The following is a 13,566-nucleotide window of genomic DNA, read 5'->3' as shown; positions in this document are numbered from 1 at the left end:
GCTTTCCTCGAAGCCGAGGAGATGCTCAAGGACGCGGCCGATCTCGGCGATCTTCAATTGCAGCTCGAACAGGCCTCCGCCAATGTCGCGCGCGACCGCGCCGCGCTCGCCGATGCGCGCGCCGCGCATGAGGGCCTGCGGCGCGAGGCCGAGGCGCGCATACGCCGGCTCGATGCGATCGGTACCGAGCGCAAGAACTGGCTGGAGCGCGCCGAGAACGCCTCGACGCAGATCGCCGCTCTCGGCGAGCGCAAGGCGGAAGCCGAAGCGGAGCGCGAGCGACTGGCCGACGCGCCCGACGAGATCGACGCCAAGCGCCGCGCGCTCTTGACGCAGCTTTCCGAGGCCGAGGCGCTGCGCCAGGCGGCCGGCGACCGCCTGCAGGAGGCGGAAACCAAGCAGGCCGAGCTCGACAAGGCGGCGACCGCCGCCATCCAGTCGCTCGCCGAGGCGCGCGAGACCCGTGTCCGCGCCGAGGAGCGGCTGACCGCGGCCGACGAGCGGCGCGCCGAGGTCGAGGCGCGCATCCAGGAAGCGCTGAACACGCCGCCGCATCTCGTCATCAAGCACACCGGCCTCGAAGCCGACGATCCGATGCCCGACATGGCCGAGGTCGAGCGCCAGCTCGACCGGCTGAAGATCGAGCGCGAGCGCCTCGGCGCCGTCAATTTGCGCGCAGAGGAAGAGCAGAAGGAGCTGTCCGACAGGCTGGAAACCATCGTTTCCGAGCGCGAGGACATCATCGAGGCGATCCGCAAGCTGCGGCAGGCGATCCAGAGCCTCAACCGCGAGGGGCGCGAGCGGCTGCTGTCGGCCTTCGAGGTGGTCAACGGCCACTTCCAGCGGCTGTTCTCGCATCTCTTCGGTGGCGGCACGGCCGAATTGCAACTGATCGAGTCGGAGGATCCGCTGGAGGCGGGGCTCGAAATCCTCGCCCGCCCACCTGGCAAGAAGCCGCAGACCATGACGCTGCTTTCCGGCGGCGAGCAGGCGCTGACGGCGATGTCGCTGATCTTTGCCGTCTTCCTCACCAATCCGGCGCCGATCTGCGTGCTCGACGAGGTCGATGCGCCGCTCGACGACCACAATGTCGAGCGCTTCTGCAACCTGATGGACGAGATGTCGAAGACCACCGAGACGCGCTTCGTCATCATCACCCACAACCCGATCACCATGGCGCGCATGGACCGGCTGTTCGGCGTCACCATGGCCGAGCAGGGCGTCAGCCAGCTGGTCTCCGTCGACCTGCAGGCGGCCGAGGCGATGCGCGAGGCGAGCTGAAGCAGCTCAGCGTTCCGTTGGATTAAGCTACTTCTCTGGAGCCGTGGCTGGTGCCGTGTAGCGGCGGCGAACGGCCTCCAGCACGAGCTTGCGGCTCTCCTCCGGCAATAGACGCTTGTTCTTCTCGGCCTCGGCCGTCTCGCGCGCAAGGTCCTTGTCTCGGATCTGGTGACGGAACCATTTGGAGTAGTCGCCGGCGCGCAGGTGATATTCCCAGGTCTTGTCGTCGATGCCTTCGGCCATCCGGGCGAAGATGATCAGATTGTGGGCTCGAAGATTCATCGCCTTCTTCGGCCCGGTGAAATAGAAGCTTCCCGCCTCGTCGAGCTCGCCTTCGGCATATTTGCGGCTGTGACGTTTCAGCGATTGGTTTGGCTCGATCGCTTTGACCGTGAACGGCTTCTTGTCGTCATGCGGCCGCCAAAGCAGCACACGCTCGCCCTTTGGCGTGGGGATGTTCTTGGGCGCCTCCAGTCCGGCCTCCTTGCAGAAGGTCTTGATGACGCCCTTCGCCTTTGGGCCGAGCGCGATCACTGCTGTCACCAGGCGCAAGACACCCGTCGAGATCGCTTCCGGATGCACGGTGATCAGCACCGTGCCCGGCAGCTCCAGCGAAAGCACTGCGCGCGTGTCCTCACGCTTTTTGGGTAACAGATGATGCGCCTCGTCGATGATCAGCCAATTCGGCCTTGCCGTGCGGTAACGGACTTTGCCGAGGCCGGGCAGCAATTCGGCGAAGAAATCGGGCCGCTCGTCGACCTTCAGTGCCAGTCCGTTGACAACGATATTGGTGTCCGGTTTGTCGACCAGCTCCAGCAACTGGTCCTTGCTCGGCGCGCTCGACGCATCGCCGAGGGGCACCGCGCCCTGCAGTGCGTCATAGTCGCCTTCCGGATCGAAGATGCAGAATTGCAGACCTTTTTCTACAAGCCGCTCGGTCAGCGCCGTGGCCAATGTGGATTTGCCGATGCCGGAGCTTCCGGCGATCAGAACCGTCTCGACCGGCGACAGATAGACCTTCTTGCCGTGGGCGGTTCCCAACAGGACACCGCGCGAGCGCTTGCGCAGGATCAGGTGGTCGAGCTTGATCAGCTTGCGGATCAGGTCCTCGACGCCCTTGCCGCGCGCGCCTTTCGTGACGAGGTCGGCTGTCTCCTTCACCGACGGCAAGGCATTGGCGACGGCTACGCTCAAGCCCGCGGCCCTCAGGAAGGCGTGGTCGTTTTCGGCATCGCCGACGGCCACCACATTGTTCGGCGACAGCCTGAGATCGGCAAGCGCCGCCGCCAGTCCCGTCGCCTTGTTGATGCCCGAAGGCAGGATCATCACGGCGCCCTTGTTGAAGATGATTTCCAGCTCCAGCCCCAGCTTCTTGATGACGTCGAGTGCTGTGGCCTGGTGCGGCTCCCAGGTGGCGACGATCGAGCGGCCGACCGACAGCGGCTTCACGCCGCGCTTCTTCAGTCTGTCGACGAGATCGGCGGAAGGGGACGGTGAGATAGTGCGCTCTTCCTCGCTCGCCGGCGTGTAGATCAGCGCGCCGTTTTCCGCGACCACCTTGTCGAACAGACCGATCTCCGGAAAGACCTCCTTGAGATCGGGCAATTCGCGGCCGGTGACCAGGATGAGCTTACGGCCGGACCTCTTCAGCGTCTCCAGCGCCGAGAGCGTGCTTGCGGCAACCAGGCCGTTATGCGCCAGCGTGCCGTCATAGTCGGTGGCCAATGCCATGAAATACATCGGGTGATCCTCTCCGCTGGCGGTCGCTCGGTCCGTCTGGAACGAACAACGCCTGTCGGCGGAAAAGGTTTAGGCCGGTTGGATCACCTGTTCTTCTTCGCCGCTCTTATCCTGATGCTAGCCGTTTGCCATTGCCCTGCGGCCAGATTGGGCCGCCGATGCTCTCTCGACCGTCGCTTTACTGTCCCTGCCCGATGGAACCCGGTCGGGGCGCCCACGTTCGATCTCAAGCGTCGCTAGAAATCGTCGAAGCCGATGTCGCGGAAGCAGTCAGCCCGGAGTGCCCTTCCGATGTACGTTTTCCTGGAGATCCTCACCGTCATCCTAGTGGCGAGCGCGATAGCCATGGCGCTCGCCCATGCGCTGGAGTTGCCGGGCAAATTGCGGCTCGGCAGGCAAGAGTATTTTGTCGTCCAACAAATCTACGATCCGGGCTTCACGATCGGAGGCGGCATCGGCGGGATCGTTGCGACGTTGCGCTGATGCTGACGTCGAGCGGCGCTGTCCAATTCTGGCTGATCGCCGGCGCCTTGGTTGCGCTCCTGGCCATGCAGCTTGTCTTCTGGCTCATGACCCAGCCGATCAACAAACACTGGCTGCAAGAGGTGGAATTGAACGCGCCGGCGAAGCGCTTTTTCGCAACCGAGGGCAGCGATGGAACCACGCTCCCGCCAATGGACGAGTGGACAGCGCTTCGCAACCGGTGGGAACTCTCCCACGTTGTCCGCGCGGCGCTGGCGATGCTGAGCCTGATCCTGCTGACCACGGCAATCGCCATCCAAGGCGCCTGATGACCAACTGGGACTTTCCGATCAAACCACAGGAAGCTTCAAGCGAGGTGGCCGATCATGCGGTCGAGGCTGGCCCTCAGGGCGTTGACGGCGTCGCTCTGCCGGCCGGCGAGGTAGTTGCGGCCCTCCGGTGCTCGGCCTTCATGTGGGCGATGACGTCGGCGGGGCGCTTCTGGCCTTTAGGTCCGGTTGGCGTCGGCGCGTTGCTCCCGTGCCCTCTTACAGATATCATCCAATTTTTCGCGGACCCGGTCGTTATCAAACAGCAGCCTGGCGCGTGAGAATCCTCTGCTACGAAGCTCCCATTCAATGGCAAGCCATCCTTCATAGTCGCCAGATAACGCAAGTTTCCCGGCTTCGCGCCACATAAGCACGTCACGCTCTCGGGACACACCCTTTCTCCCCTGCTTTTGCGCTCAGCATATAGGAGGTCGGGCCGATATTGAAACGCAATATGCATCGGATATCCGTTGCCCCATAACTCACGGACGAATTTGATGGTCTCGCCAATCGTCCGGATTTCGATGATAGTTTTGCAACGACGGAACTTCTGCGCGCCGTCTCCGCTCATGCGCTGCTCCTGCGAGGCCGTTGGGTTTTCGGGGGGTAGCCGCGTTGAGACCACTGAACAGAAGCCGCGCTGAAATCGCTGCGCCACAGCATTTTCTGCGAGGGACATATTTTTAAATTTTGAGATTTTTTTTACATTTTGTGATTTGCACCATACCGCTAACGGGGCTCTGTTAGGTGCAAGCCATTTGGGCTTCAGGCGTTTGGGCAAAAAGGACGGGGGTGTGAAAGGTGGCCAAGCATGGCCTATACGAACACCATTGTCTTGAGCGGCGACTATGGCTACCGCCAATATAAAGCATCCGGTCTGCCCGCCGACACCCTTATCGATGCCACCCACGCCTCGTGGATCGTCGCCAATCAGGGAAGCCCCACCAACCTCTATCCCTTCGCGGTCGTCAACCCCGGCGACAACCTCTTGGCTTTGGGCGGCACGATCAATGGCACGGTCTCCCAAACCGGCGACTGGGAGAACATTTACGTCAACTCCGCCGCAGTCCGTATAAATTCAGCCCACAGCTTTGCCATCGACGACTTTACGATCACCCAGCCCTGGGATGGCATCCGTGTCGGCGGCACCGGCACCTTCCTCATCGAAGATTCCTATGTCGCCAACTCACGAGACGACGCGGTCGAGGACGACGACGTCATCGGCGGCACCATCCAGGATTCCCTGTTCGACCACGTGTTTTCCGGAGTGAGCCTTGGCGACGGTGACGTGGATGGGTCTCACAACACGGTCACCATGGATGGCATGCTTCTGGGCATGGGCGAGTACCTTCGCAAAGGCGTGATCACCCACGGTTCGCCATTCAAACTCGCCGATGGCACAGGCGCTAACGATATCACGCCCAGCCTGCACTTTATCGACTGCGTGGTGGCGATCACCGACGTTCACCACAACGGCCAGGCGCGGCTGCAGCATGCCTGGGACAAGACGGTCGAGTCGCACGGCAATTACTATCTCAACCTCTCTGACACGCCGCTTCCGTCGGATTATCCAATGCCGCCCGCCGGCTGGACGGTCCTTCAAGGCCAGGCGGCCCGCGATTACTGGGCCAACGCCAAGGCGGCCTGGCATGCAGCCCATGACGGGACCGACCCGATACCGTCACCTCCGATCCCACCGACCGACCCGATCCCACCGACCGACCCGACCCACGGAACGACCGGGAACGATACTTTTGTCGGCACTAGCGCGGCCGATACCTTTGATGCCCTGGCTGGCAACGACACACTGCGGGGCCTGGGTGGCAACGACGTGCTGACCGGTGGCACGGGCGAGGACACCTTCGTGTTTGACACGGCCTATGGCCCCGGCAATGTCGACACACTCACCGACTTCAATGCAGAACATGACGCGCTCTATCTCGACAATGCCGTCTTCACGACGCTCGGCTCCGGTTCCTTGTCCAGCCCGACGCAGGTGAACTCGGGGTATTTCGAGTTGCGAGAACACGCCGAACACACCAACGATCACCTGCTCTACAACCGGACCACGGGCGTTCTGTACTATGATCCCGACGGCTCGAAATCGACCCCGCAGGTGGAAATCGCCCACCTAGAGCCCGGGGCGGCCCTGACCTATCACGACGTGTTCGTCGTTTGATCGCTCATGCGATCGGACCATGGCATGGCGAAGGGCGGGCAGTTCACCCGCCGGTCTCCGGGTCCGACGATCACCGGTCAAAATGGCGGCGGAGCGCCGATGCTGCCGGCACTGGCCGAACCCCGGTTGCGTATAATCCGGCGGACGAGTTCCACTTCGGGTCGGTTGAAGGCCGCAGGAGGCAGGATTGGGCCTATCTTTCCCGAAAGGCGCGCTGGAACGAATCCACCAGCGGCTTGGTCAGATAGCTCAAAAACGTTCGCTCGCCGGTTGAAATGAAGGTTTCGACCGGCATGCCTGGGTAGATCTGTTCGGGTTTGACCTGCGGTGGCAGCTTATCAGCCATCTTAAGCCGCACGGTGTAATAGGGCTGTCCAGTGCCGGGTGTGATCAGCCGGTCCGCCGAAATGTAGAACACCTTTCCCGGCACTTTTGGTGTTGTCCGTGCGTTGAGGGCTGTCAGCATCATGTTCGCGCCTTGGCCGACTCGGATAGAATCGATGTCTTCAGGCTTGATCTTTGCCTCGATGATAAGTTCATTCGTCGGCAGAAGCTCCATTGCAACCTCGCCAGCACGGATGACGCTGCCTTCGGAATTGTAGAGCGAGCGGACAATGATCCCGTCCACCGGGGCACGAATGGTTGTTCGCACCAGGACCGATCGAGCGGCGTTGATTTGTTCCTCAAGGTCGGCCACCTCCACCCGGGCTTTGTTCAGTTCCGTGACGGCATCTTCGACCCGGCTGGTTGTAAGTCTTTCAATCTGTTGACGCGCTTCCACGATCTGGGTCGCCGAGCTGGCGATTTGCGCCTCCAGCGATCCCGCCTGACCTACCAACTCGGCGGTGCTGCGCAGAAGATCGGTGTATTCAGAACGATTTGTCAGTCCCTTTTCCAGCAAGTGCTTTTTGCGTTCCGTCTCGGCATTGACGATCGCGAGCTGATTTTCCGCAGCATCCTTCTGCGCCCTCAAGCCAGCAACGGCTTCCTGAAGGGCTGCTACCCGTTCCCTCAGAATCTCCTGATCCGCAGCATAGCGGGCTAGCCGAGCCTGGAACTCCTTGGTTTGCTCAGCAAAGACGCCACTGAATTCGGACGCGCCTGAGTAGGCGCCTAAATCGCGGGGCAGGACGATTTTTTCCATGCCGTCCCTTTCTGCCTCGAGCCGCGCGATCTCGGCTTTTTGTGCGACCCACTGTTTGAGGACTCGGTTGAGCTGGGACTGCGCCACCGTTGGATCGAGCACGATTAGGGTCTGGCCTCGTATGACTCTGTCACCCTCTCGGGCCTTGATGCTGCTGACCACGCCACCTTCGAGATGCTGGATCATGACATTCTGTCCAGCTGCTGCAACCACTCCTGGCGCGATCGTTGCTCCGCCAATCGGCGCCATTGCGCCCCAGAATCCGAAGCCAAGCAAGAAAACGGACACGCTTGCATAGCCCGCCAGCGTGATCCGATCTGTGCGTGTATCGACGTTGCGCTGCCAGCGATACGTCCTGGCGCCGATGGTTTGGCTAGGAACCGTCATTAGCGACTTTTATCTCCCCGCGAGCAGATGACGGGAAAGGCACCACTCCTTCGCGCGACTGAGAGGCTGCGGGCCGTCCCGCTTGGCCCCGTCGCTCGGCAAGTCTATCGAGCACGCCCTTGGTCAAACCGTAGATCTCGACCTGGCCATTGCGCAGCATCAATATGCGATCGCATTTGGAAGCGAGAGAGGGCCGATGGGTTATGACAAGCACGGTCGTTTTTCGTGAACGCGCCCCGATAATCGCCCGCTCGAGCGCGGCCTCGCCGTTGGAATCGAGGTTTGCATTGGGCTCGTCCAGAACCAGCACCTTGGGATCGCCGTAAAAGGCGCGAGCAAGCCCGATGCGCTGACGCTCGCCACCCGAAAGGCGAACGCCGGTTGGGCCGATCAGCGTCGAGTAGCCATCCCTCTGACCCAGGATGAGCTCATGCACTTGGGCCCGCTGGGCTGCTTGGACCAATTTCTCGCCGGGCGCATCCGGTTCGAAACGCGCGATATTTTGGGCAATGGTTCCCGGGAAGAGTTCCACATCTTGCGGCAGGTAACCAATATGGCGGCCGAGTTCTTCCGGATCCCAGTTTCGAATGTCGCCGCCGTCGATCCGGATCGCCCCCGAGCGGGGCTCGATCGCACCGACGATGAGGCGCGCCAGAGTCGATTTTCCAGCCTGGCTCGGCCCCACAATCGCGACTGTTTCGCCGGCGGCGACCTCAAAGGTCAAGCGCTTTATCAGCGGCAGCGACCCGTCGGCCGCGCCCGGAAGATGATAGACTATTTGATCCACGCTTAACGCTCCTTCAGGAGCCGGCAATGCTACGCTTTCCTGGTTGTCGGGTCCGGATCGGAGAGCCGAAAGCCTCTTCCATGCAAGATTGGCCTCGATGATCTGCCGCCAACTCCCAATGATCTGATCAAGAGGTTGCAGAGCGCGCGCCGAAATCATCGAGGATGCAAATATCATACCGGCGGTCATCTCGTTGTGCAGAACCAGATAAGCGCCGACCCCCAATATCGCGATCTGCAGTGTCGAACGAGTGGTGCGCGATACACCGCCATAAAATGAATTGATGCGAGCGAGCCCATCCGAGGCGTGCAGAGAGCCGGAAAAACGGGTCCCCCAGAACTCTATCGCGTTGGACACCATGCCAAGTGCGCGAACGGTTTCGAAGTTTCGGGCGAAGGCCTGCGCCGAATTCATTGAGGCGTTGAGACTCTCCGCCGCCTCCTTGCCAGGTCGCGAGCTCGCGACCTGGTTCAGCATGGCGATGGCGACCATGAGAACCGCCCCGACGACCGTCACAAGGAAGAGCAACGGATGGATGAAATAGAGCAGGCCCACAAAGATTGGCCCGAAAGGAAGGTCGAAGAGAAAGAAGATGGTTCTCGAGGCGATGAAACCTCGCAGGGTGGCCAAGTCGCGCAAGGCCTGGACATCGCCGAGGCCAGCGCGGGGGCCACTCATTGCAGCGAGAAAAGACGATGTGCCCAAAGAGACATCCAGTCGCGCCGCGAGCCGGCTTGCATATACACCCCGCACGACTTCGAGCACGCCGAAGAGCAAGAGCGACGAAAGCGCAAGCAATGTTAGGTAGGTGAGAGTGTCCAAATTGGCGGCGGGCAAAACCCGATCATATACCTGCAGCATGTAGAGAGGCAGAACTAGCACCAGGGTGTTCATCACCGCGGAGAACAGGCCCATTTCGACCACGCTCTTCGATAGCACCCTTCCATTCGTATAACTGGGCATCCCCGAAATCGTCTCTTTGGCTAAGCGATCATTTTAGACAATCTTTATATATCATGCCAGGCAGCCGCGCTATCGCTTCATCCATCCGAGTGGAGCCACAGCTTGTTCGTGAAGCGATGGCAGGGACCACCGGCAGGGCGTCGTGCTCCAGCGCGGTCTCGAATGCACTTTCGCATCGTTAGCTTTGCGGCGCACGCCCACATCCGATTTCAAGACCGGTGCCGTAGGCAAGGTGCCGGCCAGGCTCATTCCATGCCTTGCTCGGCGAAAACGGCCCCGGCAAGTCGACACTGGTCAAATGCATGATGGGTTTTTACCATCCAACGTCGGGCGACACGCTGGTCGACGGACGCGAGGTGACGATCGCTAGCCCCAAAGATGCCTCGGCGCTCGGCCTCGGCATGGTCCGATCGCCTCGCTCGACAGTGGCGGCCGCGGCGATCGAAGAAGCTTGTGGAACCAAGTTATCCACAGGGCATCCAGTTTGGCTGGGGTTCTTGGAAGCTTTTCGAACTTCTGTCTAGCGCCTCATGTAAGACATTGGGGTATCCGGACACGCTGCGGGCAGTTTGATCATCGCACCCCCTCGGCAGTTTATGTGGCGAAGTCCATCTAGGCGTCGGAGTCGCTAGACCTATCGGGTGAGACCGCTATATCGCTGAAAAATTATTGTGCGGAGAGAGTTGAAACCCTGCCTGCCGAAGGCAGAGGTCACAGGTTCGATTCCTATCGGGGCGCCAATAATTTTCAAACATTCACTGGAATCGGCACCAGGTACCCTCCGACATCCTCCTTACGCCTACTGTAGGCGCGTGCCGTACAAAGGTGGTATGTTAGCAAACTCTATTGACATTTGACACCGTGCTAGCACGGGAGCCTAGTGTAGATTAATAAGGGAGGAGACCGCGCCAAGTCAACCCGCGAGACGTGTGGGGGTTGCTCACGAGCACATTTTTGGTCCAGCAATTGCTCGCCCAAACTGTAGCGGGCATTTGTCATCATGCGCTCATGTTCCTTTATGATCAAGCTAGAACATCTGGAAGTTCGTCGCTTCATCCTCCTTGACGATCGCTGGTCAGGCTCCAGCCACCAGTGACTTTGAGAATGGGGGATCCGCCATGGCTAATATTACTGGAACATTTCTGAGCGAGAGGATCAACGCGCTTGGAACCTATTACTGGGACGGAACCAACTGGGTTTTCCTGAATTCCAATCATACGACCACTGGGGTGGACACCGTCCATGCCGGGGGTGGAAATGACGAGGTCGATGGCGCCAAAGGCAATGACAGCCTCTTCGGCGAGGCAGGAAACGACCTCCTGATCGGTGGCGCCGGCAATGATTTGGTTGACGGCGGGGCCGATGACGACCTCATCTATGGCGGGACGCAGATGGCAAATGCCACCGGCTCTGGCACTGACGATCTGCGCGGGGGTCTTGGCAATGACGTCATCTTCGCCGGCGACGGCAATGACACGTTGGGTGGCGACGACGGTAATGACAAGCTGTTTGGCGAAGCCGGCAATGACGACCTCAACGGCGGTGCCGGGGCCGACATTCTGGTTGGCGGGGCGGGCGCCGACAAGCTGGCTGGCGGTGCCGGGGGCGATCTTTATGTCTTCAATTCCGTAAGCGATTCACAGGCCACCGCAGCCGGTGCTTTCAACAGCAAAACGGGCGATGTCATCAATGGCTTCACATCAGCGGCTGAGACGGCGACAGCTTCTTTGCAGGACAAGATCGACCTGCATGGCCTTGTCACTCAGATCGGACACACCCTCACTTGGAGCGGTGCGGCCGCATCCAACTACGGCGTCTGGTCCTCCGTCTCCGGGGGCAACACCTTCGTCAACGTCGATACGACGGGCGACCATATTGCAGATGTGGTCGTCAAGATATCCACAATAGAGACATTGACTGCCAGCGACATCATTACCGATGCTGCGGCCCCAACGGTGTCATCGACTGCTTACGGTACGCCCAGCAGCGGATCGCTAAATGCTGGCGATACGGTGACGCTTACGGTGACCTTCTCGGAGGCTGTTGTCGTTGCAGGCGGGGCACCGACTCTGGCCCTGAACAGCGGTGGCACAGCGACCTATCTGAGCGGCTCGGGTAGTTCGACACTGACCTTCTCATACACCGTTGCCGCCGGTCAGAATACGTCCGATCTCGCTATCACGTCGCTCGTTCTCAATTCCGCGACCATCACGGACGCAGCAGGCAACAACGCCGACATCTCCGGCGCTGCGTCCAATCCATCGGGGACTCTGATCATCGATACAGTGGCGCCTTCGGCACCGACAGTGGCGCTGACTGTCGACAGTGGCGCCTCGAACAACGATGGCATCAGCAGTGTCGGCACTCTGAGTGTCGGAGGCAGCGAGGCGGGTGCCCTGGTCGAATATTCCACCGACGGGGGTGTCATCTGGAACCAGTCGTTCACTGCTGTTGAAGGCTCGAACTCGGTTCTAGTGCGCCAGACCGATGTCGCTGGCAATGTCTCCGGCAGCGCCAGCTTCGGCTTTACGCTCGACACCACCAATCCGGTGGCGCCCAGTGCGGCGCTGGCGTCGGACAGCGGCTCCCACAGCAACGACCTGCTCACCAATGACGGCACGCTGAGTGTCGGCAGCGAGGCCGGCGCCCTGGTCGAATACTCCACCGACAGCGGCATCAGCTGGAACGCGTCGTTCACTCCGCTTGAAGGCTCGAACGCAGTCCTCGTGCGCCAGACCGATGTGGCCGGCAACGTCTCCGCTGAGACGGGGTTCAACTTCGTTTTGGACTCACAGGCTCCTTCCGCTCCAGGGGTCGCGCTCATCCTGGACTCAGGTGACTCGAATGCCGATCACGTCACGAACAATGGCGCGTTGAATGTGACGGGTATTGAGAGCGGTGCCACGGTCGAATATTCCATCGATGGCGGCGCCCAGTGGCTAAGCACGTTCACGCCTCAATTCGGTCCGAACGCGCTTGCGGTCCGGCAGACGGATGCTGCTGGCAACTCTTCGACAGGAACTAATTTTGTCTTCTCACTCGTTCAGGAGGGACACGCCGTTGATGGCTACATATCAGGCGCCACCGTCTTTGCCGACGCTGACGGCAATGGCCAACTCGACATCGGGGAGTATTCTGCAGTCACCGACGACTTCGGGCACTTTGTTCTGCAAGGGGGATCGGGAAACCTTGTCGTTGTTGGAGGAACAGACACCTCGACGAACAACGCCCTGATTGGAAAGCTGGTTGCACCATCTGGGTCAGCGGTTGTTAGCCCGTTGACAACTTTGGTCACGCTTCTGGTTGATGATCCGGCTTCAAACCTGAGTGTTGCAGATGCCAAAGCGATAGTCCTTGGCGCCCTAAGCCTTGCACCCGACGTCGATCTCCTGACACTTGATCCCGTCACGGCGGCTTTCCAGAACAACGCGGATCCCTTCCTTGCCGGCATTTCCGTCCTGAATACCGTCAGCATGGTAGCGGCCACGATTGCCGGCGCCGGCGGAGACCAGGATGGCGCCGCAACTGATGTCTTTTCGGCTCTTGCACAGGAGACCAGGATGGCGCCGCAACTGATGTCTTTTCGGCTCTTGCACACCAGATATTGGGGCTTGGCGCGGGCGAAGTTCTTGACCTGACGAATTCGTCGACGATCGGTGCGATCGCTGACGCTGCGGCACCTGGTGCTCTGGATGCCGATCTCCTTCAGGCACTTGAAGGCGTCGTGGTCGCCAGCAATCAAACATTGGCCGATGACGCTGCGACCGCTTCGACGCCTGCGCAATTGGTCACAAACGCCACCGCCATGGCTTTTGTTGCCCAAGGTAGCGCTTCCGATGCCTTGGCCGCCGCGGCAGATGACCCCGGCCAAATCGGCACAGTCGTCAATTCATATACTGGCGGTGGCCTTGATGCTGCTGTGAATTCGGCACTGAACCAGATCGGCAACATTGCGCCCGCCGCGCAGGCGCATGCCACCCTTACTGAGGAAGCCGACAATCTCGAGCCATCGATCCTCAATACGACGGTAATATCGACCGCGCCGAGCCTAAACGGGAACCTATATGGCGCCCCTGCAACTGACGGCCGGCGCTGATACGCTGACCTTTGATTCCAGCGACCCGACGAACAGCACGGTGAATGCGACCGCACCGAACTTAAATCCCACGGACAGCATCGACCTTGGGGGTGGCTACGATGTTCTGGCGCTGTTTGGGAACGGCAGCTTCGACCTGAATGCGCCGGCGGTTCTGGCCGGCGTCGATGAGGTGCGGCTGACCTATGTGAACGGCTC

10 protein-coding genes and 1 pseudogene are annotated in these 13,566 nt (G+C 60.5%); 8 read left to right on the top strand and 3 right to left on the bottom strand.

Going from position 1 to position 13,566, the window contains the following annotated elements:
- A partial coding sequence (locus tag AU465_RS03825) for a chromosome segregation SMC family protein (protein WP_376774811.1) occupies window positions 1-1,281 on the top strand: 1,281 nt, incomplete at its 5' end.
- A gap of 27 nt (window positions 1,282-1,308) precedes the next feature.
- Here the strand turns inward: AU465_RS03825 and AU465_RS03820 are convergent.
- Window positions 1,309-3,021, bottom strand: a complete 1,713-nt coding sequence (locus tag AU465_RS03820; RefSeq protein ID WP_192244189.1) for an HAD family hydrolase — start codon at window positions 3,019-3,021, stop codon at window positions 1,309-1,311.
- A 291-nt stretch (window positions 3,022-3,312) separates the two neighbouring features.
- On the opposite strand from AU465_RS03820, the gene AU465_RS36150 reads away from it, so the two are divergent.
- The 3 genes from AU465_RS36150 (at window position 3,313) to AU465_RS03810 (ending at window position 5,991) form a co-directional block, all read left to right on the top strand.
- Window positions 3,313-3,504, top strand: a complete 192-nt coding sequence (locus AU465_RS36150; protein WP_246505851.1) for a hypothetical protein — start codon at window positions 3,313-3,315, stop codon at window positions 3,502-3,504.
- Complete coding sequence (locus tag AU465_RS36145) at window positions 3,504-3,812, top strand: anthrone oxygenase family protein (protein ID WP_246505850.1); 309 nt, start codon at window positions 3,504-3,506, stop codon at window positions 3,810-3,812. Before AU465_RS36150 ends, AU465_RS36145 begins: the two co-directional genes overlap by 1 nt.
- Before the next feature lie 811 nt (window positions 3,813-4,623).
- Window positions 4,624-5,991 carry a calcium-binding protein gene (locus tag AU465_RS03810; RefSeq protein WP_192244187.1) on the top strand — a complete coding sequence of 456 codons (1,368 nt, stop codon included), beginning with the start codon at window positions 4,624-4,626 and terminating at the stop codon, window positions 5,989-5,991.
- A 193-nt stretch (window positions 5,992-6,184) separates the two neighbouring features.
- On the opposite strand, the gene AU465_RS03805 is transcribed toward AU465_RS03810, so the two are convergent.
- Window positions 6,185-7,522, bottom strand: coding sequence for an HlyD family type I secretion periplasmic adaptor subunit (locus AU465_RS03805; protein ID WP_192244185.1), 1,338 nt, complete (start codon window positions 7,520-7,522; stop codon window positions 6,185-6,187).
- The gene (locus AU465_RS03800) at window positions 7,509-9,272 is read right to left on the bottom strand and encodes a type I secretion system permease/ATPase (protein ID WP_192244183.1); all 1,764 of its coding nucleotides are present in this window, start codon (window positions 9,270-9,272) and stop codon (window positions 7,509-7,511) included. The genes AU465_RS03805 and AU465_RS03800 overlap by 14 nt, the downstream gene beginning before the upstream one ends.
- A 239-nt stretch (window positions 9,273-9,511) precedes the next feature.
- Here AU465_RS03800 and AU465_RS03795 point away from each other — a divergent pair.
- The 4 genes and pseudogenes from AU465_RS03795 to AU465_RS03780 all read left to right on the top strand — a co-directional run.
- Window positions 9,512-9,686, top strand: a pseudogene (locus AU465_RS03795) (ATP-binding cassette domain-containing protein); the annotation flags it as partial.
- Window positions 9,687-10,390: 704 nt separating this feature from the next.
- Entirely contained in the window at window positions 10,391-12,910 is a 2,520-nt protein-coding gene (locus AU465_RS03790) for a beta strand repeat-containing protein (RefSeq protein ID WP_192244181.1), read from the top strand.
- Window positions 12,877-13,368 (top strand): hypothetical protein, encoded by a 492-nt coding sequence (locus AU465_RS03785; protein WP_192244179.1) that lies wholly within the window; start codon window positions 12,877-12,879, stop codon window positions 13,366-13,368. The genes AU465_RS03790 and AU465_RS03785 overlap by 34 nt, the downstream gene beginning before the upstream one ends.
- Window positions 13,337-13,566 (top strand): hypothetical protein (locus AU465_RS03780; protein ID WP_192244177.1); only part of this gene is annotated, 230 nt, incomplete at its 3' end. The genes AU465_RS03785 and AU465_RS03780, both read left to right, overlap by 32 nt.

The organism is Mesorhizobium silamurunense, from assembly GCF_014843905.1.
Classification (GTDB): Bacteria; Pseudomonadota; Alphaproteobacteria; order Rhizobiales; family Rhizobiaceae; genus Mesorhizobium; species Mesorhizobium silamurunense.
Note: the sequence above shows the minus strand (reverse complement) of the source record. Positions and strands in the feature narration are given on the sequence as shown.